This window comes from Symbiopectobacterium sp. Eva_TO (assembly GCF_053848865.1).
In genome coordinates this window covers 122860-144694 of the sequence record NZ_JBSPEY010000004.1, presented here as the reverse complement: position 1 = coordinate 144694, position 21835 = coordinate 122860, and the positions used below count along the sequence as shown (strand labels likewise).

Below are 21835 nucleotides of genomic sequence, written 5' to 3'. Positions count from 1 at the left end.
CTCTCTGGCCTCCGCCACTATTCTTCATTGCTGTACTGACTGCTGTATCAAGCAGCCAGTGTTTTGTTTATGCCTCATCGCTGAAAGGCGTTCCCTTAAAATTTCATTGCGCTGGTTATGAAATAATATTTCACTGGTTCGACAGGGTGACGATCTCTTATTTATCACCAATCCTATGGAAGGACGGGCGATCTCCAGGGTGAAGATTGATACGCGTAGTGGAACCAATGGGCAGTTCCGTGGTGAAACCGCCACGAAGGTTTTGCGAGACAAAACGCTAACATTCACGAGTCTGGCCGATCTATGCCAAAAAATGACCGAAAATCCGCAACGTAATATCAAGGCGATGCAAACAGGAAACGCACTCGCTAATGCGTTTAATGCAAATAAAAAAGAGGCCGCATTTTTACTGTATGGACAACACAAAGATCTTTTTAATGCATTCGTTACGGTGACGGGGGCAGGGGATTGCGTTTCTAAGTTCGACTATGCAGCTCTGTCCCATCCGACCCAATGGTACAGCGCTGAGGCGAGCAGAGAAAATGTGCATTCTAGAGCGAATGTTGTGCCAGACAATGTGTCATCCAGTGTGTCTGACAAGACTCTGTCGGCTATGCGTCGCACTATCAGCCCTGGGCCGGGACATGTGTTGGCAATGGCTAAACGTTTTGATGCGCAACCGTCTATTACTGACAATGCTTCGGTTAAGCACGATGCACCAACCCGCAAGCAGAAGATATCTTCTAAGATTCAGGACCTACAAAATACATTGACTGCAAATATTAACCAGAACAAACCGCTAGGTGGCGGTATTCGCCAACGCTAGCGGTGAGTCGTAAGAGAAAACGCCGTATCCCTTGGGGGATACGGGCTATTGCACCATCATCCGACTGTCCGTTATCGAGTAAAACACTCCCGGTGATAGGGCTATAACGCCCATCGACGATCAACACGGTTGATCCCGGTTTGCTTCCCGATTGCAGGGTGGATTTGAGCATTACGCCCGGCGTATCGGCTTCATTTACCGGCCCGATGCCCCGTGCTCGAAGGAATTAATAAGGACACACACATGTGTGTGAAGCGGTATCTATGCTGATTACTGAGCGGAATGAGAGAATAAGCGGTACATATGATGTAGCCCCCTGTAACACCAGACAGTAGCTGTATCTCCAGATAAGAGATAGGCTTAGATATATGTCTAACAATCATGCTAATTTTGAAATGACCGGGATCCTGTTAGGGCAAGAAGTCCGTAAGCGTAAAACTCCGCAAGAGAAAATCGCCATCATTCAGCAGACAATGGAGCCGGGGATGAACGTCTCCCATGTAGCCCGCCTGCATGGCATCCAGCCCAGCCTTTTGTTTAAGTGGAAGAAGCAATACCAGGAAGGAAGCCTCACCGCCGTTGCGGCCGGAGAAGAAGTGGTTCCAGCTTCGGCGCTGGCGACTGCCCTCAAGCAGGTCCGGGAGCTACAGCGCCTTCTGGGTAAGAAGACGATGGAAGTTGAGATCCTCAAAGAAGCAGTGGAGTACGGCCAGTCGCGAAAATGGATAGCGCACGCGCCCTTGTTGCCAAAGGACAGGGAATAGCTCTGGTCAGCCGCGCCATGAGCGTGTCGCGTGCGCAGCTGTCACTGCGGGTTAACCGTTCTGCCGACTGGCTGGACAGGCGCAGCAACCGGCGTAATGACGAAGCTGATGCTGAGATATTATCGGACATCCTCTGTATCATCAGCGACATGCCCAGTTACGGTTACCGCCGAGTGTGGGGTATCCTGGGTAAGCAACGTCGTGCAGAGGGACTTCCACCGGTGAACGCCAAACGGCTTTACAGGATAATGAGCGAGCATAACCTGCTGTTGTTGCATGATAAAACTGAACGTCCGAAGCGGGAGCATAAAGGCAAAATCGCGGTAGCAGAGAGCGATATGCGCTGGTGCTCAGATGGCTTCGAGTTCGGTTGTGACAACGGCGAGAAGCTGCGGGTGACGTTCGCACTGGACTGCTGCGACCGGGAGGCCATAGACTGGGCAGCGAGCACCAGGGGTTATGACAGTTCAACCGTGCAGGATGTGATGCTGAGGTCGGTGGAAAAACGCTTCGGTAGCGCGCTGCCGGATAAACCAGTGCAATGGCTGACGGATAATGGTTCAGCGTACACAGCGCATGAAACGCGGAAGTTCGCCAGAGAACTGAATCTGGAGCCCTGCACAACAGCAGTGAGCCGTCCACAGAGTAACGGCATGGCAGAAGGGTTCGTGAAGACGATGAAGGAAGATTACATCGCCTTCATGCCAAAACCCGATGTGCGAACAGCGCTGAAGAACCTTGCAGCGGCGTTCAATCATTACAATGAAAACCATCCGCACAGTGCGCTGGGATACAACTCCCCAAGAGAATATCGGCGCCAGCGGGCATCGTTAACTTAAGATACAAAAGCTGTCCGGAGATGGTGGGTCAAGATCACCGGGTGACTTTTTCCAGGTGTACGGCCTGGAGTTTTACGGGCAGATCTCCTACTTCAAGGCCGGGCTGTATTATGCCGATCATGTCACCACCGTCAGTCCGACCTATGCTCACGAAATCACCTTGCCTGAATTTGGCTACGGGATGGAAGGGCTGCTGCGGACGCGGGAAGAGGAGGGACGGTTATCGGGCATTCTTAATGGTGTTGATGATGCCATCTGGAGTCCGGCGCACGATGCGCTACTGTCGCATCCTTACGCCCGTGAAACGCTGGTCAATAAGGCGCATAACAAGCGCCAACTGCAAATCTCCATGGGATTGAGCGTGGATGAGAAAATCCCGGTGTTTGCCATCGTCAGCCGCCTGACGCATCAAAAAGGGTTGGATTTGGTGCTGGAGGCGGTGCCGGAGCTGTTGGATCACGGGGCGCAATTGGTGGTACTGGGCGCAGGTGATGCTGATTTGCAGGAAGGATTCCTGGCAGCGGCGGCAGAATATCCCGGCCAGGTTTGGAGTCCAAATCGGCTATCACAAAGCGTTTTCGCACCGCATTATTGGCGGTGCTGATGTCATCATGGTGCCCAGCCGTTTTGAGCCCTGTGGGCTAACGCAGTTGTATGGGTTGAAGTACGGTACGCTGCCGCTGGTGCGTCATACCGGCGGTTTGGCGGATACCGTTGCGGATTGCTCGCTGGAGAATCTGGCCGATGGCCTTGCCACTGGTTTTTCCTTCAGCGATTGCAATGTCGGCGCGCTTTCCCGAGCGATTCGCCGAGTGTTTGTGTTGTGGTCTCGTCCCACGCTGTGGCGTTATGTGCAACGTCAGGCGATGGCGATGGACTTTAGCTGGCAGGTAGCTGCGCAGGCATATCGTGCACTTTACCAGCGCTTATGACCCTAAATAATTCGAGTTGCGGGAAGGTGGCAAGTGACGGAATCCCGATGAGCTTACACCGGTAAGTGATTCGGGTGAGAGAACGCAGCCAACGCACCTGCAACTTGACGTATGACGGGTATAGCCGTGCGTTGCATGGTGAGGACAACGTGCAGGGGCGTTAGCGATCTCGGTCAAACAACGCTTGTCGTAACACTCATGATTGGGAATAAACGTAATGAACTCTCCGTTTATCTACAACTCACCCACGCTCAGCGTGGACGCGCTAAAGCATTCCATTGCCTATAAGTTGATGTTCAGCATAGGTAAAGATCCCTCTATCGCCAACAAGCACGAGTGGCTGAACGCCACGCTGCTCGCGGTGCGCGACCGCATGGTGGAGCGCTGGCTACGCTCCAACCGAGCGCAGCTCTCGCAGGATGTGCGACAGGTTTACTATCTCTCGATGGAGTTCCTGCTGGGACGAACGCTGTCGAATGCGCTGCTGGCGATGGGGCTGTACGAGGATCTAAAGCAGGCTCTGGACGACATGGGGCTGGATCTGGATGAGCTGATCGAGGAAGAGAACGACCCCAGGCTGGGTAACGGTGGCCTCGGGCGTTTGGCGGCCTGCTTCCTGGATTCGCTGGCGACGATGGCACTGCCCGGCAGTGGTTATGGCATTCGCTATGAATACGGCATGTTTGCGCAAAAGATTGTCAACGGTCAGCAGGCTGAATCCCCGGACTATTGTCTGGAATAGGGTAACGCCTGGGAATTCCTGCGTCACAGTACGCGCTATACGGTGCGTTTTGGCGGGCGTGTACAGCAGGAAGGGAGTAAGGCGCGCTGGGTGGAAACCGAAGAGATCATTGCCAGTGCCTATGATCAGATAATCCCTGGCTACGACACGGATGCGACCAACACGCTGCGGCTGTGGAGTGCGCAGGCCAGCAGTGAAATCAATCTGGGCAAGTTCAATCAGGGTGACTACTTTGCTGCGGTGGAGGACAAAAACCACTCGGAGAACGTGTCGCGGGTGCTTTATCCCGATGATTCAACCTACTCCGGGCGCGAGTTGCGCCTGCGTCAGGAATATTTTCTGGTGTCTGCCACGGTGCAGGATATCCTCAGCCGTCACTGGATGATGCACAACACCTATGACAACCTGGCGGATAAATTTGCCATTCACCTCAACGATACCCATCCGGTGTTGGCGATCCCCGAGCTGATGCGCTTGCTGATCGATGAACACAAATTCAAATGGCTGGATGCCTGGCAGGTGGTGACGAGTGTCTTCTCTTACACTAACCACACGCTGATGCAGGAAGCGCTGGAAACCTGGCCGGTGGACATGCTGGGCAAGATTTTGCCGCGCCATCTGCAACTGATTTTTGAAATCAATGAGCACTTTCTCGAAGAAGTGCAAAAGAAATTCCCGAAAGATAACGATCTGCTGGCGCGCGTTTCCATCATTGATGAAACCAACGGTCGTCGGGTGCGCATGGCCTGGTTGGCGGTGGTCGCCAGTCACAAGGTGAACGGTGTATCGGAGCTGCACTCCGATTTGATGGTGCAGTCACTGTTTGCGGATTTTGCACGCATCTATACCGGCCGCTTCTGCAACAAGACCAACGGTGTCACGCCGCGACGCTGGCTGGCGCAGGCGAACCCGTCGTTGTCAAAAATGCTGGATGATGCGATTGGTAAAAATTGGCGTACCAACCTCATCCAGTTGGAAGATATCAAGCCGCAGGCGGATTTCCCGGCGTTTGTGCAGAAGGTGCGTAAGGCGAAGCTGGCGAACAAGCAACGTCTGGCGGAGTACGTGGCCGAGCATCTGGATGTGGTGATCGATCCTGAAGCGTTGTTCGATGTGCAGATCAAGCGCATTCATGAGTACAAACGGCAACTGCTCAATCTGTTGCACATTATCACGCTGTATAACCGCATTAAGGATGAACCCAAGGCCAAGCGTGTGCCGCGCGTGGCAATTTTCGCGGGTAAAGCGGCGTCGGCGTACTACATGGCGAAGCACATCATCAACCTGATCAACGATGTTGCGGCGGTGATAAACCATGATCCTGACATGCATGACAAGCTGAAGGTGGTGTTTATTCCCAACTACAGTGTCAGTCTGGCGCAGATCATCATTCCTGCAGCCGATCTGTCTGAGCAGATCTCGTTGGCGGGGACCGAAGCCTCCGGTACCAGTAACATGAAATTTGCGCTCAATGGGGCACTGACCATCGGTACGCTCGATGGGGCCAACGTGGAAATGTTGGAGCACATTGGCGAAGAGAACATGTTTATTTTTGGCAACACCACGGAACAGGTTGAGGCACTGCGCAAGAACGGCTATAACCCGCGTGAAATTTACGAGAAGGACGAGGAGCTACGCCGGGTGCTGACGCAGATTGCCACCGGGGTTTTCAGCCCGAACGATCCAAGACGCTACGGCGATTTGTTTGATTCGTTGGTGAATTTTGGCGACCATTGGCAACTGTTGGCGGATTATCGCAGCTATGTCGATACCCATGACAGAGTGGATGACCTCTATCGCACACAGGAAGAATGGACGCGCAGGAGCATCCTCAATATCGCCAATATGGATAACTTCTCATCTGACCGCACTATTCAGGAGTATGCCGACGATATCTAGGATATCAAACCGATACGGCTGTAACGGTGGTGGGGGAGTACTGAAATGGTGCTTTCCCCCACATCGTCTTCGGCTTCCCCCACGTCATCCTCGGCGAAAGCCGGGGATCTCTGGCAGAAGGAACACGTTTCCCCTGTAGGAGATTCCCGCTTTCGCGGGAATGACAGGTAGAGTGCGGGATCACCCGTGCGATTGCTCGTCAGTACCGTAATACAGTTTCCCGATTTTAATCAGCGGTCTGCCCTGCGATTTGCGGTGCAGATTGCTGTCGCGCAGTGAATAAACGCAACCGCAGTATTCTTGCTGATAAAATTGCTCCCGCTTGCTGATCTCTATCATGCGCGCAGAGCCGCCCCCTTTACGCCAGTTGTAATCCCAGTACACCATACCCGGATAATGTGAGGCGGCCCGCTGGCCGCAATCATTAATTTGCTGCATGTTTTTCCAGCGCGAGATGCCGAGCGAACTGCTGATCACCGTAAAGCCATTTTCCGCGGCATAGAGTGCTGTGCGCTCGAAGTGTAGTGGCACACTGATACTGGCCACCTGAGCGGAGGTGATATGCTCACCTCATCAACACGACAGGTGACCTCATGGGTAAACATTTTACGGCGGAATTTAAGCTCGAAGCCGCAAAGCTGGTTGTCGACCACGGCTACACATACGTTAAGGCCGCAGAGGCGGTTAATGTCAGCCATTCTGCCATTAGTCGCTGGGTCAATAAGCTTCGCCTTGAACGACAGGGAAAAACGCCAACGGGACTTCCTCTTACCCCTGAACAGCTCGAGCTGCGTGAGATGAAGAAAAAAGTCCAATGCCTTGAAATGGAGAACGAAATCCTAAAAAAGGCTACGGCGCTCTTAATGTCGGACTCACTCAACGGTTCACGGTAGTCGACAGGCTGAGGGCGCGATACCCGGTCACGGCGTTGTGCCAAACTTTTGAGGTACATCGCAGCAGCTACAGGCACTGGCAGGCTTCCGCTAATGAACCCGACGGTGAGCGCGTGGTTAAGTGTAGCCGCGTCATGGAAGCCTGGAACGCCAGCGGCGGCTCTGCCGGCGCTCGAAGTATCGCGACCATCGTCACCGGCAGCTCCGGTGTCAAAATGGGGCGCTGGCTGGCTGGCAAGCTGATGAAGGAGCTGGGTATCGCCAGCTGCCAGCGACCGGCTCACAAATACAAACGCGGCGGCAATGAACACGTTGAAATACCGAACTATCTCAACCGCCAGTTCGCGGTTACCGCGCCGGATCAGGTCTGGTGCGGCGATGTGACCTACATCTGGACGGGCAAATGCTGGGCTTACCTTGCGGTGGTGCTAGATCTGTTCGCCCGCAAACCGGTGGGCTGGGCCATGTCGACGTCGCCGGACTCGGCGCTGACAGTTAAAGCGTTGCAGATGGCCTGGGAACTCCGGGGACAACCAACAGGAGTCATGTTCCACAGCGACCAGGGCAGCCACTATACCAGCCGTCAATACCGGCAAGCCCTGTGGCGCTGCCGGATAAAGCAGAGTATGAGTCGGCGGGGTAACTGCTGGGATAATGCGCCAATGGAGCGGTTCTTCCGCAGCCTGAAGACAGAATGGGTGCCGACAAAGGGTTACAACAGCTTCAGCGAAGCCCAGGACGCGATTATCCGCTACATCACGGGGTATTACAGCGCTATCCGGCCTCACTGGTATAACGGCGGCTTAACTCCAAACGAATCTGAGCGACTGTTCTACATACAGTCTAATGCGGTGGCCAATATTAGTTGACCACTACAGTGACAAAACGCAGGCGTTTGCCGTCATGGTAGCTGAGTGCTGCACAGCCACCGACGCCCAGCGTGAACTGTTGCACGCTGCCACTAGAGCAAAACACGCTGTCGGCACCGCTGACCTATAGCGTGACGTTATCTCCGCTGTTGGTGATGCGACTGCCCGCTCCCTGCGTGTGGATATGACTGCCATCGCCGGTATTCGCCACGCGCGTTGAAGCGCCTTGGCTGGCGAGGTAATTGCGTCTGCCGCTGCTGGTGATGTGGGTGCCACGACCGGCGCTGCTGATTTTTGTAGCATTGCCGCAGTTGGCAATGCGCGCGCGATCGCCCAACGCGCTGATGCGGCAGTTCTGTCCCGTATTGCTCATTTTGGCGGCAAAGCCGCTGCTCACCAACTGGCAGCCGTAGCCTGCGCTGGCGATGCTGCCGTTATCACCGTATTGACCGATAAAGTTGCCGTTGCCGGTGGCGGCCAGATTGCTTTGAAAGCCGGAGCAGCCAATGTTCAAAGCGTGATCGGCGCTGGCAAATTGCAAGGTACACGACAGCATCGGCGTGAAGCGGCCACTGGCGTGGCCGAGTGGGGTAATGTGCAACTGTTCTGCCTGACTGCGTGTCAGCTGCGCTGCCAGGGTTCGCGCACTGCCTATCTCCTGTTCGAGAAACGGCCGAGCGCCAAAGTTGTGCGCGTAGGCATAATCCACCAAACTTTCCAGCCAGGCGCTGCGGCCATCGCCAATCAGCGCCTCGTGAATCGCCTGATAGCTGCCGCCCGTTGGAAAACGTTGCAGGAACCAGCGATACAAGTCGCGGCTAACGCGCAGCGCGCGCAACTGCTCACGAGTTATGTGCGGTTCTCCATGGGTCGGCATCATGGGTGCTCCATTAGTGCCTGTGGTAGCCATCGACCATACTACGGAAGGTCTGGGTCGGCGTGCGCCCTGTGGTGCACAGATAGAGATACCCACAGATAAAGAACACGCTGAGTACCGCCAGCATAAAATGCACCGGCAGCAGCCAGGCTTTCACCAAGACCCATCCGGCGGGCAGCCACAGCGGGTTATGCAACAATACGCCTGAGAGCAGCAGTAGCGGCACCAGACTGTACATCACCCCCAGATAAGCCAACTGCTGTAGCGGGTTGAACTTGGCGCGCGGTGTGGCCGGGAACGGATGATCTTCACCTTTGATAATGCCGTAAAGATAAAAGCGCACTTACAGAAAAGCCCGCTGGCCCCATCCCTGTCGCTCGATAACGTAGTGGTGCCCGTTGCCACCCAGCGCGTTAATCAGCACAAACGCCAGCCAGCACACCAGCAACAGATAGCCGCACAGGCTGTGCAGTGACACCAGCAGCGCGGTATCGTGCGCGCCGAGCAGCGCAAAGTGGTTGATAAAACCGCACGCCAGCAACAGGATAAACAGCAGCGCGTTGCTCCAGTGCCACAAACGTACCGCCCGCGAGTAGAGATACACCTTCTCCTCGTGTCCGTCAGCATGCGGCGCAGCGAAGCGATAACGCAGGAAACCGTGCAGCGCCAACACGCCCAGCATGCCGACAAACGCTACGCCGGCCAGGATCAGCCAGATAGGCCAATAGTCGGGGGTGTAGAGATAAACATACTGATACAGCTGGGACTGAAATTGCTCAGCGTTAGGCATGATATTCATACGTTCACCTTCTTCACTTCATGGGGGCCCGGCCGACGATAGAGGTGCGGTTTGCCCACATTTGGCAACTGATATTCATAGTAGTCGTGTGTTTTCAGCCAGTTCTGCACCACGTCTCTGTCCTCCCTTCCAAAAATCAGGGCATTTTGTGGGCAGGCACTGACACAAATGGGCGGGAATCCTTTCATCAGACGCGATTCCAGACAGAAGTCGCATTTATCCGCCACATGGGTAACGGGGTTCAGATAGCGCACCTGATACGGGCATGCGGAGATGCAGTAGCTGCACCCAATGCACTTGGGCTTATCCACTCGCACGATCCCGTTGCTATCGTCGCGGTAGGATGCGCCCGTCGGGCAGACGGTAATGCACGGTGCATCTTCGCACTGCTGGCAAGAGTGACGGAAAAAGTGATAGGTATTACCGGACTCAGGCGGCGTCATCGCAATGTGCGCAATGCTCATGCGCGCCGCGCTGGTAGGTACCTTATTGACCTTATGACAGGCAACGGTACAGATATTACAGCCGTTGCACTTCACTTCATCATGGATCATGGCATAGCGCACGGGGGCGCCTTTTTCCGCTTTACCCAATGCCGAGAAAACCGGTGCGCTGAAAAAAATCACCGACCCCATGCCGAGGATAAATTTACGGCGTGAGCATGTCATCTTCCATGCCTCCCAGAAAGTACGTTATTCATTGTGATCCACGCATACCGGGCGCGCGGGCTAGGGGTTCTCATATTGTTCCACCTCAATCCATTCACAGAGCCCTTGGGCTTTGCCGACACTCATGTAGCGGTCGCTGTACAGATAGATGGCACCGTTGGAGGCTTCCACCTGGTGAATATCCTGATAAGCCTCGGTGTCGGCGAGAAAGCGCAACGTGCTTGCTATCTTGTCGTCATCAAATCCATACGGGTGCAGCGCCAACATGCCGGCCTTGAACGGACGCGGATAGGTCTCGCACTCAAAGCGGACGGTCTGCGCCAACGTAGCGCAGGCGTCCTGCTCGTGCGTGAAGATCAAAATCCGCGCGTAGTTATGGCTCATGTAACGGTCGGAGTAGTAGAAACAAGTGTCCTGCTGCGCTATCTCAGCGATATCGCTGCCTTGTTCTTCGGCACGAATCTGCATCAACAGGACATCCAACTCCTCTTCGGTTAACGCGTAAGGCGGCGCTAACAGTTCGCGCCGATCCACCACCGTGCCGTTGGCAGAGCAGCCACGCAGGTAATCCGCCAGAACGAGGTAGGGGGCCTTGGGCGCTTCCTCAGTCGGCGTGGTTTCCTGCGCTGTCGGTGCATCGCGCAGTGCGCCGCTTAACGGCAGCAACAACCTGCGTCGGCGCATATCCGGTGCATCGCTGTCTGCAACGTCCTCTGTGGCGGCAAGCGTCGCATCCGGCAATTCATCAGGAGGCGTTGTTTCGTTATCCACAACAGTTTTCATGATTGATGCCTTGTACTCAGGCCGGCAACAGGTTGTGCGCTGCCAAATCGTCTGCTACCTCTTTCAGATCAAGACGTTCCAAAACGGCACGCGTCGGACAGCCCAGTTCAGGGTCCCAGCCCATGGCGCTGTAGAACATCGTCAACGATTTCTGCACGTCCTCGCGATCCATCTTGTCCGTGCCTTCGCTGAACGCGGGCAGTTTCGGGTCCTTATCGAACACCCAGTCACAAATCTGATCGTGCTCACGGCGCATATCCATGGTGTTCATCAGCTTCACGGTGTAGGCGCGGTGTAACGTGAAGATACGTTCTGCTGCCAGATCGAGGCTGGCTTCGGTGTTATCTTCGCCGGTCACAGTAGCAAAGAATTTCGCCTCCATTGCCAGATCGCCGCGATAGTTCCGGCTTTTGTGCGGTGATACCGTCATCGGCCACACCCAGTTACACAGCGTCACAGCGTCGTGCAGGCAGCTTCTCAGCAGCGTCCACTTGGCGTAATCAATCTTGTAGCGGTTGATCGGGGTGTAGTTTTTGGTTTCGTCAAAAGCATCAGCAGAGCCGAACAGCTCAGCGGCGATCTCTTTTTGCAGCTTGAGCGGCAGGCCGCTGCCAATGTAGTTGATGTGGGTGTGAGTCATGGCATCACGGTTGAACATGCAGTTGACGATGGTCCCCACCTGTGCCGAAGCTTCGTTGGCATGGTGCACCGGGAAGCCCATGGGCGACCACAGCTTGTTTTTGGCGTAATTCCAATATTCTGGTCCCAGATTCCAGCGCTCCGCGATGAAATAGGATCCGTCGGACAAATGGCTGAACTCGCCAATGCGGTGGGCCAGGCGATGATATACTCGTAATCATTGAAGATGCTTGATTTTCCATGAACAATACCCATTTCATGGTTATGAACATTCATCCCACTGAAGAGCAGAAAAAAAAGTTAAGGAATCTTCACCAAACAAGTCGTGACCATCATGTGCGCGATCGGATACGGTGTGTCCTATTGTCTGCCGATGGCTGGACGCCAGGAATGATTGCACAATCGCAACTTATTCACGAAACCACGGTACGCCGTCATCTAAATGATTGGCTAAAGGGTGAGAAACTTGCGCCTGAGAATGGCGGCTCTGATAGTCATCTCAGCGAAGAGCAAACCGCTGAACTCACCACATCTCTGACGAACAACCTTCTTCCCACTACACAGGCTATCATTGAACAGGTTGTTGATTGGTGGGGTATCCGCTACACCGTTCCGGGAATGACTAAATGGCTGCACCGCAACGGCTTCAGTTATCGAAAGCCTGTCGGTATCCCACATAAATTCAGTGCAGAAGCGCAGCAGGCGTTTGTGGAAACCTACAACGAGCTGAAACAAAAAGCCGGTGACGATGAACCCATCCTGTTCATCGATGGCGTCCACCCGACACAGGGAACAAAACTGGCATATGGCTGGATGCCTGCGGGAAAAAAATCTCAGCCAGTGGAAACCACCGGTAGTCGTACCCGTCTGAACATCATGGGAGCCCTGAACCTGAACGACATCGGCAGCACGGTGGTTCGGGAGTACGACAGCATCAACAGTCTCAATATCGCCCGCTTTTTTATCGCCATCCGGGAAACTTACCCGATAAGACAGAAGGTGCATATCATACCCGACGGAGCGGGTTACCACCGGGCGGAGCTGGTGAAAAAGTGGGCATATGTGATGAATATCGACCTCCACTATCTGCCGCCTTACAGCCCGAATCTGAACCCGATAGAAAGACTGTGGAAAGTGATGAATGAAAAGGTGAGAAACAACCGCTACTTCGCTTCACCAAAGGCGTTTCGGCAGGAAATACACCACTTCTTCCGCAATATATTACCGGGACTGGCGGGGGGCTTGTCGCGCAGGATTAATGACAACTTCCAGACGCTGAAAAATGCAACTTCAAGTTAATCGAGTATAGATATCCTTGATAAAGTTCGGATCGCCTTCTTCCATCAACTTCCAGGGAATAGATTCATACTCTTCGGCGAGCAATACGCGTTTGAACACGCCGTGGGTATGACAGTAGGTAAAGTCCCGGTGCAATTGACCGTAGTTACACCACAATCCCATGTCGTCGAAGATGCTCAGACCGACCAGGTTTCCGACCACGTTGCCATCGCCTTTTTCAGCGATATCTTTGGGGCCGTTGGGGAAAATGGTGGTGTGCACAAAGTTGGCTACACAGGTGTTGCCGCCGGTGGTCGGCCCACCAAACTGCTTGGCTTGCGGCACGTTAAGCTGCGACATACAGCGGATCGGGCAGGAGTGACATCCGCCCATTTTCACCGTGTATTTTTCCGCGGCTGGCCCCAGATCGAAGGTGGATTTCATGGTGCGGAAACCGACAGTGTTCTGGTTGCCCGGTGGGATTTCGCCGGTTTCAATCGGGCCGCCTTCCGCCGCTTGCCAGTACAGACCTTTGCGTGCGGTCCAGCGCGATTTCGGGTCTGAATATTCAGCCCATGCCTGCGGCGTGCTCGGGACAACGTGGTTATTGTTGGCACCGATGAGCTGCGTCATCATGTATTCGTTGAGCGCTTTGAGTTCTTCGCGATTAGCGATGTTAACGCCGTGGCTACCCCACACCGCGATGGCTTTGAGGTTTTTGGAACCGAGTACGGCACCTACGCCCGCGCCACCGCTGTGGTTGCGGCTGTTAAGAATGCTGGAGAGCGGTACCAGATTTTCCCCCGCCGGGCCGATAGCCGCGACGCAGGTTTCTTCACTGGTGGCGCGACAAATTTCTTCGGTGGTGGCTCGTGTGCCTTTCCCCCACAGGAAAGCGGCATTTTCAATTTTAACTTCATCGTTCTGAATATTAATCCAGACCGGTTTTTCCGCTTTGCCTTCAATAATAATGGCGTCGTAGCCCGCATATTTCATGTAGGCGGCAAAGAATCCCCCCATATGCGCATCAACAACCAGATGGCCCCGGGTAAAGGTCGACAGTGAGGTAATATTGACGCGTGAACTGCACGGTGCGCCGGAACCGGTCAGCGGCCCGACGGCGAAAACGACTTTATTGCCCTCATCGAAAGGTTTTGTTCCGGCTGGCACCTCGTCGTACATGATTTTATAGCCAAAGCCCATTCCGCCAACCATCTTTTTATATTGGCTGGAATCCTCTTTGCTGATGGTGCCGGTGCTCAAGTTGAGTTGATACGTAATATATTACCTGTCCAACCGTTAATCATAATTTTTCTTCCTGCGTATGAAACGCCGCGTGAATAAGGGGATAACGCCCGTTGCCGTTATCAGACGGTAATCTCTTTCCACTCGATGGTAACGCCTTCAAATAGTTGGCTTTTGTGATATTCTGCCACTATTTGAGGTTTCCACGTGGTTACTGTTTTTGTTCATTGCCCTCGCTGCCATTCAGATAAAGTTTATCGACATGGCCTTAGTCCAACTAAGCGCGAACGCTTCCGGTGTCAGTGCTGTCGCCGTGTATTCCAGCTTACCTACCGCTATGAAGCTCGAAAGCCGGGAGTCAAAGAGCAGATCGTTGATATGGCCTTCAACGGTGCCGGTGTTCGCGATACCGCCAGAACGTTGAAAATCGGCATCAATACGGTCATCCGGGCTTTAAAAAGCTCTCGCCCCGCAGGATAACGTCTTCTCCCGTTGCTCACGCCGACGTCGCCCTTATCTGTGAGCTTGATGAGCAATGGAGCTTCGTTGGCAGTCAGGCGCTACAGCACTGGCTCTGGTACGCTTACAATACCAAAACGGGCGGTGTTCTGGCCTACACTTTTGGCCCCCGAACCGATGAGACCTGTCGTGAATTGCTGGCTCTGTTGACACTGTTGACACCGTTCAACATCGGCATGATTACCAGTGACAACTGGAGCAGCTATGCAAGAGAGGTTCCGAAGCAGAAACATCTGACTGGCAAGATCTTCACGCAACGCATAGAGCGCAATAACCTGACGCTCCGTACCCGCATTAAACGACTGGCGCGTAAAACGATTTGCTTCTCGCGCTCCGTCGAGATCCACGAAAAAGTCATCGGAGCCTTCATCGAAAAACACATGTTCTACTAATTGGAGTCATTACCAAATATCTCTCTCGGTGTTCTGCTAGGCGCTGGCTTCTCTGCCATTATTGTCATCGGCCTGCTGGTTGCCGCCTTTGGACGGATCGCGTTGAGTAAAACAAGCGATCACATTGAATATTATGAGAAACACCATTTAACCAATCTTATTTCAATGCAGGATTTAAAAGATAACTTAAACAGTGCCACCAAAGCCGCATTAATCATGGCATTCAAGGATGATATTAACAGTCAGGCAGAAAGTGAGGCGGTAGTCGAACAAATGCTGGGAGGCAACAATCTTCTGCTCACACGCTTAAAAGAAGACATCTCGCTGCCGAACTTGCTCGCAACTCTCGACAATTTTAACAAAACCTACGCTGACTATATCGCCATCACCCAGCAAACCGTGAGTCTGGCAAAAAATGCCCAACTGTTGGATGCGCAATCTCTCGCAATAGAAATGTTACAGCCGATACAAATGAGGCTGTTTCAAGAGATTTCAGCCATGATCCAACAACAACAAGACAACACCACTCAGGCTGCTGCTGAATCAACTCAGGGAGCACGCCTGTCTGGCAATATACAGTTGCTATTGGCGACCCTGTACATAAATTTGTGTAATTGCCTGATTTTGATATGTTCAATCCAACATCAAAAAAAGGTTAATTTATGGACGAAAAACAGTTGCAGGCTCTGGCTAACGAACTGGCCAAAAATCTCAAAACCCCCTGACGATCTCAGCCAATTCGATCGCCTGCTGAAGAAAATCAGCGTTGAGGCTGCTCTCAACGCCGAAATGTCCCACCATCTGGGCTACGATAAAAATCAGCCCAAACCGGGGGCCAACTCCCGCAACGGCTATTCCACAAACACCGTGACCACCGGCGATGGCTCTCTGGAACTACGTACTCCGCGCGATCGTGATGGCTCCTTCGAACCACAACTGGTGAAGAAAAACCAGACCCGGATCACCGGGATGGATAACCAAATCCTGCCCCTGTACGCCAGAGGGATGACCACCCGCGAGATAGCGTCTGCGTTCAACGAGCTGTATGACGCGGATGTCTCACCGGCGCTGGTCTCGAAGGTCACCGACGCCGTGATGGAACAGGTTACTGAATGGCAAAATCGTCCACTGGATGCAGTCTATCCCATTGTTTACCTTGACTGTATCATCCTGAAGGTCCGGCAGGACAGTCGCGTCATCAATAAATCCGTGTTCCTGGCACTGGGTATCAACATCGAGGGCCAGAAAGAACTGCTGGGTATGTGGCTGGCCGAAAACGAGGGCGCGAAGTTCTGGCTCAATGTGCTGACAGAACTAAAAAACCGCGGCCTGAACGATATCCTCATCGCCTGTGTCGACGGTCTGAAAGGCTTCCCGGACGCCATCAACGCGGTGTATCCGGAAGCCCGCATCCAGCTGTGCATCGTGCACATGGTACGCAACAGCCTGAGGTTCGTCTCTTGGAAGGACTACAAAGCCGTCACACGCGACCTGAAAGCCATCTATCAGGCCGCTACGGAAGAAGCAGGTCAGCAGGCGCTGGAAGCATTCGCCAGCGCATGGGACAGCCGCTATCCACAGATAAGCCGGAGCTGGCAGACGAACTGGAGCAATCTGGCAACGTTCTTCGCTTACCCGGCAGATATCCGCAAAGTCATCGACACAACCAACGCCATCGAGTAGCTGAACAGTGTGATCCGGCATGCGATTAAAAAACGCAAGGTGTTCCCGACTGACGACGCAGTGAAAAAGGTGGTGTGGCTGGCAATCCAGTCGGCCTAACAGAAATGGACGATGCCACTGCGGGACTGACGTATGGCAATGAGCCGTTTTATTATCGAGTTCGGTGACCGCCTGGACGGTCACTACTGAGAAAGGCATTTACACAGAATCATGTACAGGGTCTCCCTGATTCAGGAAAGTGCTTTTGCTCAGCGTATTGTAGTTATTCATGTCCTGCTTGTTGTACTTAACCAGCAGGTTGCTGCTGTTGCCGTTGTCATCTTCATACAGGCCGTTCCATTCCAGCTTGTTGGAACGGGTGGTTCCTTTGCCACGCCACTTATCGGCATCGGTATAGGAGTAGGAGTAAGAGTAAGAGTAAGAGTAAGAGTAAGAGTAAGAGTAAGAGTAAGAGTAAGAGTAAGAGTAAGAGTAAGAGTAAGAGTAAGAGTAGGATAACCAACTACTGAAGCCGTCATGCAGCCCGGTTTCCAAACGAATCAGTGATTTGCTCAGGTTGTTGCTACCAAAGGTCTGTTTGATGAATCCGCCAAACTCTTTGGCTGGACGTTTCGTCACCAGACCGATATTGCCGCCGCTAGAGCCGATATGCGGGCCATTCATCTCTGAAGAACCCTGGGTCACAAAAATCTGCTCAAAGTTTTCCGCATCGCCCAACTGGTTGGCATACACGCTATAGCTGCCCGAATCGTTCATCGGGATGCCATCAACCGAAAGACCGATCTGGTCATTGCTCATACCGCGCATGGTGTAATCGATACCGCTCATGCCGGTAGAGTCATTACTGCTGACATTCATGCCGGCGGTGTATTTCAACTTATCGATGGCGTTACCGGTAGCAGGCATCTTATCCATCGCTTCTTTGGTTACCGTCGAGCGAGATTTCGCACTCTCTTCCTGAATCATCATCCCCTCACCCAACGGCGCACCTTTTACCTGAATGGAGCCGATGTCTGTTGCATCGTTTGCCAGCACGGTTCCCGACCACAACGCGGCCGCGACGGAGAGAGATATCTTTGAATCTGTGAATAATTTCATTGTGTTAATTACCCTGATTCAATGTTGTGTATAGGCGCTCACTGCGCTTGATAGTGGAATGTGGCTAAAAAACGTTTGGTGTTTTGCCCGGCAAACGCCTCTGCCGGAAAGAGCCTGACCTGCGTGATGCTCTGTAACGTGCTGGTTGCCGCTCGGTTGAGCAGCATGCTGGCGGTTTTCTGATTAATGCCGCTGTTAAGCTCGCGGCCGTTGCGATCGACCTCCAGCCAGATTTCGACGTTTCCTTCCGGGCGCTCCAATGACGCCTGACGCCCCGTTGGATAGCGCTTCAACTGCTCAATCTGGCCACGCAACGCCTGGATATAGCTGTTTTCCAACGCCTGAGCGTTCACTTTCGGCGGCGCAGCGGCTTTTACCACGGCAGCTTTTACGGGCGTGGTAACAGGCGCGGTGCTGGAGCAGGCTTTGGCTTGGGCACCAGTTTGGGCTCGGGTTTGAGCTCCGGCTTCGGTTCGGCTTTCGGTGGCAGTGCCTCAACGATCGGTTCTGGCGTCTCGACAGGCTCCGGCTCTGGCAACGTTTCCTCGGGGGGCATTTCCGGTTCAGGGGGAATCACCGCTTCGGGCGGCGCAGGCGGTGTGATATCGGCGAGCGACAGCTCCATGACACTGTCGTCATACTGGGGCTGATTGAGCGCGCTTTGCTGTGTCATCACCATCAGACATGCAGCCACTACGGGCAGCGGCAACCAGCTGATGGTATGACGTGAACGATAAAGCCAATACATGTCACTGCTTCCGCGTTGCGATTGAAACCGAGGTAAACCCACCTCGTTATACACAAGTCCGCAACGCCTTATATGCCAAGGGTTAGCGGGCTGAAATAGGCAGCCGGTGGGGTTGTAAATGAAGTGAAACCGACGTGTACTATCGCCATTTACGGCGCTGAAAAATGACACGGGATTCAGATGGCTGGGCACACCAAGAACTGGAAGGGGTAAATCTTGGTGACACGAGGCTCAATAAGCGCGCCAAAGGGCTTTTGATACGACTGGCTGAGAATCCGCAAGCCAGCATTCCGCATGCGTGCCTCGGATGGTCTGAGACGCTGGGTGCTTACCGCTTCATGGAGAACCAAGCATTCGAATGGCGAGACATTCTGCAACCTCACTGGCAGCGTACGCAGGAAAGGATCCGAGAACACGAGGTTGTGCTGTGTATCCAAGACACTACCGAGCTTGACTTCAACGGGCAGCAAATCCAAGGCTTGGGTCCCTTGAACTACGAAGCCAGGCGTGGTCTGTACCTGCATCCGACCTACGCGGTCAGTCCGGATCGCGTGGGGTTGGGCGTACTGGATGCGTGGATGTGGGCAAGAGAGCCGAAGGATGCAGACGGAAAACGCGATGGGCTCAAGGAGAGTACGCGCTGGCTCGAGGGATACGAGCAAGTTGCTGAACTCGCCTCGGAGTTGCCAAACACACGTCTGGTGTACTTAGCCGATCGCGAAGCGGATATCAAGGCGTTGATGCAGCTCGCTGATGACCTTGGCACTCCGGCTGACTGGTTGATCCGCTCGACTCATAATCGCAGTCTGGACTGTAATGAGAAGCTTTGGCAGAAGGTTGGAAAGACCGTGCCGGTGGGAGAAATCCAATTCGTTATGGCGGCTCGCGCGGGGCAGAAGGCGCGTACGGTGAAACAGGCGCTGCGCGTGAAGCGAGTGTCGCTGCGTTGCGGGTTGGCAGTGACTTGTGTGATAGCCAAGGAAATTGAGCCGCCAGCAGGCGTGAAGCCATATCGTTATACACATCTTTTGGCCATTTTTTGAACAGGATGCTCAGAACCCCGTGAATTAAGGCATTCAAGCCATCCCATTGGCTTTTTGAGGTTCAAAATGCCACTCTGAGATAAACCCGTAACTCATTGATTAAACAGTGCGTTAGAAAGATGTGTATAACGATATGAGGTAAACCCACCTTGACGCAGGGTATCCATCACCGTAACCAGACGCTCAACCGCCACCTGCTTATCGCTGTTGACGATAATGGTGGTGATCTCTCCAGCCTGTTGCTGCTGTTTTAAGGTGCTGACCAAATCGGTAATCAGGATGGGTGAACCGTCCAGTTGCAGTTGGTCTTGTTCACCTAGAGTGACGATGGCTTTTTTCTTCGGTTTTAGCTGTTGGGCGCTGCTGGCAGAGGGAAGCTGGGTTTTCAGACCCGTGGCAGGAAGGACGTTGATACTGATCAGGACGAAAAACACCAGTAAAAAAATCATGACGTCGATCATTGGGATCAACTCAATATGGGCTTTGTTTCTTTTTGGTTCGTTCCAGTTTCTCATTTTCTCTCTTCCCGTCGTTGGCGTCTGGCGATGACACGCAAGTATGATTGGGTCCCCAAAGATGGCAGCCACCACGGAATGGTTAGCTGCCAAAGCAAAGCGGCCACTATAGAGAGTGCATATTTAAATTTGTTTACACTTATGTGGTTATTTTTTCATTGTTGGTGGTTTTTTGGTGTAATTCTCTAAATATCACATTGATTTGATACTTTTCTTACAGATGAGAGGCATATCTGAAAGGGGAACGTTTATTTTCCCAATGATCTTGACCCACCATCTCCGGACAGCTTTTGTCTCTTAAGTTAACGATGCCCGCTGGCGCCGATATTCTCTTGGGGAGTTGTATCCCAGCGCACTGTGCGGATGGTTTTCATTGTAATGATTGAACGCCGCTGCAAGGTTCTTCAGCGCTGTTCGCACATCGGGTTTTGGCATGAAGGCAATGTAATCTTCCTTCATCGTCTTCACGAACCCTTCTGCCATGCCGTTACTCTGTGGACGGCTCACTGCTGTTGTGCAGGGCTCCAGATTCAGTTCTCTGGCGAACTTCCGCGTTTCATGCGCTGTGTACGCTGAACCATTATCCGTCAGCCATTGCACTGGTTTATCCGGCAGCGCGCTACCGAAGCGTTTTTCCACCGACCTCAGCATCACATCCTGCACGGTTGAACTGTCATAACCCCTGGTGCTCGCTGCCCAGTCTATGGCCTCCCGGTCGCAGCAGTCCAGTGCGAACGTCACCCGCAGCTTCTCGCCGTTGTCACAACCGAACTCGAAGCCATCTGAGCACCAGCGCATATCGCTCTCTGCTACCGCGATTTTGCCTTTATGCTCCCGCTTCGGACGTTCAGTTTTATCATGCAACAACAGCAGGTTATGCTCGCTCATTATCCTGTAAAGCCGTTTGGCGTTCACCGGTGGAAGTCCCTCTGCACGACGTTGCTTACCCAGGATACCCCACACTCGGCGGTAACCGTAACTGGGCATGTCGCTGATGATACAGAAGATGTCCGATAATATCTCAGCATCAGCTTCGTCATTACGCCGGTTGCTGCGCCTGTCCAGCCAGTCGGCAGAACGGTTAACCCGCAGTGACAGCTGCGCACGCGACACGCTCATGGCGCGGCTGACCAGAGCTATTCCCCGTCCTTTGGCAACAAGGGCGCGTGCGCTATCCATTTTCGCGACTGGCGGTACTCCACTGCTTCTTTGAGGATCTCAACTTCCATCGTCTTCTTACCCAGAAGGCGCTGTAGCTCCCGGACCTGCTTGAGGGCAGTCGCCAGCGCCGAAGCTGGAACCACTTCTTCTCCGGCCGCAACGGCGGTGAGGCTTCCTTCCTGGTATTGCTTCTTCCACTTAAACAAAAGGCTGGGCTGGATGCCATGCAGGCGGGCTACATGGGAGACGTTCATCCCCGGCTCCATTGTCTGCTGAATGATGGCGATTTTCTCTTGCGGAGTTTTACGCTTACGGACTTCTTGCCCTAACAGGATCCCGGTCATTTCAAAATTAGCATGATTGTTAGACATATATCTAAGCCTATCTCTTATCTGGAGATACAGCTACTGTCTGGTGTTACAGGGGGCTACATCACCTTCGATGTAGGTTCCAACGATGGGAATAATAGCGGGTCAGCCAAACGCGTTGATAAACGCTGGCTTAATAGAGCGTCATCTCGTGTACCTGTGCGTCATCTTCAAGGCTGGCAGCTGCGTTGTGTTAGCGTTCTTGCCGTTTTGCTCCCCTGCAACCGGGATAATTTAGGGTATAATCGCCGTTCT

The 21835-nt window shown here is 53.4% G+C and carries 10 protein-coding genes and 11 pseudogenes; 10 read left to right on the top strand and 11 right to left on the bottom strand.

All coding sequences use genetic code 11. The annotated features are described in order from the left end of the window. Positions 1–175: 175 nt before the first annotated feature. From ACWWJF_RS02630 to glgP, 4 genes and pseudogenes are all read left to right on the top strand, one after another. On the top strand, positions 176–826 hold the full coding sequence (locus tag ACWWJF_RS02630; RefSeq protein ID WP_455868612.1) for a hypothetical protein: 651 nt from the start codon (positions 176–178) through the stop codon (positions 824–826). A gap of 395 nt (positions 827–1221) precedes the next feature. Beyond that, positions 1222–2429, top strand: a protein-coding gene (locus ACWWJF_RS02625) for an IS3 family transposase (protein WP_455870900.1) whose coding sequence is annotated in 2 segments (ribosomal slippage) — positions 1222–1543 and positions 1543–2429 — 1209 coding nt in all. Because the reading frame shifts where the segments join, the coding sequence is not laid out codon by codon here. A 46-nt stretch (positions 2430–2475) separates the two neighbouring features. Then, positions 2476–3361 (top strand): annotated as a pseudogene (glgA, locus tag ACWWJF_RS02620) (glycogen synthase GlgA); the annotation flags it as partial. A gap of 217 nt (positions 3362–3578) precedes the next feature. Further along, a pseudogene (gene glgP, locus ACWWJF_RS02615) lies at positions 3579–6002 on the top strand (glycogen phosphorylase). 180 nt (positions 6003–6182) lie between these two features. Here the strand turns inward: glgP and ACWWJF_RS02610 are convergent. Next, a pseudogene (locus ACWWJF_RS02610) lies at positions 6183–6527 on the bottom strand (epoxyqueuosine reductase QueH); the annotation flags it as partial. A 68-nt stretch (positions 6528–6595) separates the two neighbouring features. Between ACWWJF_RS02610 and ACWWJF_RS02605 the strand changes: the two are divergent. Then, a protein-coding gene (locus tag ACWWJF_RS02605; RefSeq protein WP_455868400.1) for an IS3 family transposase occupies positions 6596–7764 on the top strand; the annotation gives its coding sequence in 2 pieces (ribosomal slippage) (positions 6596–6851 and positions 6851–7764; 1170 coding nt in all). Positions 7765–7888: 124 nt separating this feature from the next. Here ACWWJF_RS02605 and ACWWJF_RS02600 read toward each other — a convergent pair. From ACWWJF_RS02600 to ACWWJF_RS02580, 5 genes and pseudogenes are all read right to left on the bottom strand, one after another. Continuing rightward, complete coding sequence (locus ACWWJF_RS02600; RefSeq protein WP_455868611.1) at positions 7889–8644, bottom strand: protein YdhT; 756 nt, start codon at positions 8642–8644, stop codon at positions 7889–7891. Positions 8645–8654: 10 nt separating this feature from the next. Then, a pseudogene (phsC, locus tag ACWWJF_RS02595) lies at positions 8655–9440 on the bottom strand (thiosulfate reductase cytochrome B subunit). Beyond that, the gene (locus ACWWJF_RS02590) at positions 9437–10108 is read right to left on the bottom strand and encodes a 4Fe-4S dicluster domain-containing protein (RefSeq protein WP_455868610.1); all 672 of its coding nucleotides are present in this window, start codon (positions 10106–10108) and stop codon (positions 9437–9439) included. Before ACWWJF_RS02590 ends, phsC begins: the two are co-directional and overlap by 4 nt. A gap of 60 nt (positions 10109–10168) precedes the next feature. Beyond that, positions 10169–10891 carry a YdhW family putative oxidoreductase system protein gene (locus tag ACWWJF_RS02585; RefSeq protein ID WP_455868609.1) on the bottom strand — a complete coding sequence of 241 codons (723 nt, stop codon included), beginning with the start codon at positions 10889–10891 and terminating at the stop codon, positions 10169–10171. A gap of 16 nt (positions 10892–10907) precedes the next feature. Continuing rightward, positions 10908–11738: pseudogene (locus tag ACWWJF_RS02580) on the bottom strand (aldehyde ferredoxin oxidoreductase C-terminal domain-containing protein); the annotation flags it as partial. Positions 11739–11794: 56 nt separating this feature from the next. On the opposite strand from ACWWJF_RS02580, the gene ACWWJF_RS02575 reads away from it, so the two are divergent. Continuing rightward, positions 11795–12829 (top strand): IS630 family transposase, encoded by a 1035-nt coding sequence (locus ACWWJF_RS02575; protein WP_455870899.1) that lies wholly within the window; start codon positions 11795–11797, stop codon positions 12827–12829. Here the strand turns inward: ACWWJF_RS02575 and ACWWJF_RS02570 are convergent. Then, a pseudogene (locus ACWWJF_RS02570) lies at positions 12827–14115 on the bottom strand (aldehyde ferredoxin oxidoreductase N-terminal domain-containing protein); the annotation flags it as partial. The gene ACWWJF_RS02575 and the pseudogene ACWWJF_RS02570 sit on opposite strands and share 3 nt — an antisense overlap. A 145-nt stretch (positions 14116–14260) precedes the next feature. Here ACWWJF_RS02570 and ACWWJF_RS02565 point away from each other — a divergent pair. The 3 genes and pseudogenes from ACWWJF_RS02565 (at position 14261) to ACWWJF_RS02555 (ending at position 16776) form a co-directional block, all read left to right on the top strand. Further along, positions 14261–14964 (top strand): IS1 family transposase gene (locus ACWWJF_RS02565; RefSeq protein ID WP_455868608.1). Its coding sequence is split into 2 segments (ribosomal slippage): positions 14261–14504 and positions 14504–14964, totalling 705 coding nucleotides; the frame shifts between segments, so codons are not numbered across the junction. After that, positions 14965–15453: pseudogene (locus tag ACWWJF_RS02560) on the top strand (methyl-accepting chemotaxis protein); the annotation flags it as partial. A gap of 173 nt (positions 15454–15626) precedes the next feature. Next, a pseudogene (locus tag ACWWJF_RS02555) lies at positions 15627–16776 on the top strand (IS256 family transposase). Between the two features lie 93 nt (positions 16777–16869). Here ACWWJF_RS02555 and ACWWJF_RS02550 read toward each other — a convergent pair. After that, a pseudogene (locus ACWWJF_RS02550) lies at positions 16870–17745 on the bottom strand (TonB-dependent receptor plug domain-containing protein); the annotation flags it as partial. Positions 17746–17783: 38 nt separating this feature from the next. After that, positions 17784–18493: pseudogene (locus ACWWJF_RS02545) on the bottom strand (energy transducer TonB). 164 nt (positions 18494–18657) lie between these two features. Between ACWWJF_RS02545 and ACWWJF_RS02540 the strand changes: the two are divergent. Next, a pseudogene (locus ACWWJF_RS02540) lies at positions 18658–19512 on the top strand (IS4 family transposase); the annotation flags it as partial. 116 nt (positions 19513–19628) lie between these two features. Here ACWWJF_RS02540 and ACWWJF_RS02535 read toward each other — a convergent pair. Together ACWWJF_RS02535 and ACWWJF_RS02530 are read right to left on the bottom strand one after the other, a co-directional pair. Beyond that, complete coding sequence (locus ACWWJF_RS02535) at positions 19629–20051, bottom strand: ExbD/TolR family protein (protein WP_455868607.1); 423 nt, start codon at positions 20049–20051, stop codon at positions 19629–19631. 297 nt (positions 20052–20348) lie between these two features. Next, positions 20349–21556, bottom strand: a protein-coding gene (locus ACWWJF_RS02530) for an IS3 family transposase (protein WP_455870898.1) whose coding sequence is annotated in 2 segments (ribosomal slippage) — positions 20349–21235 and positions 21235–21556 — 1209 coding nt in all. Because the reading frame shifts where the segments join, the coding sequence is not laid out codon by codon here. Between the last annotated feature and the right edge of the window lie 279 nt (positions 21557–21835).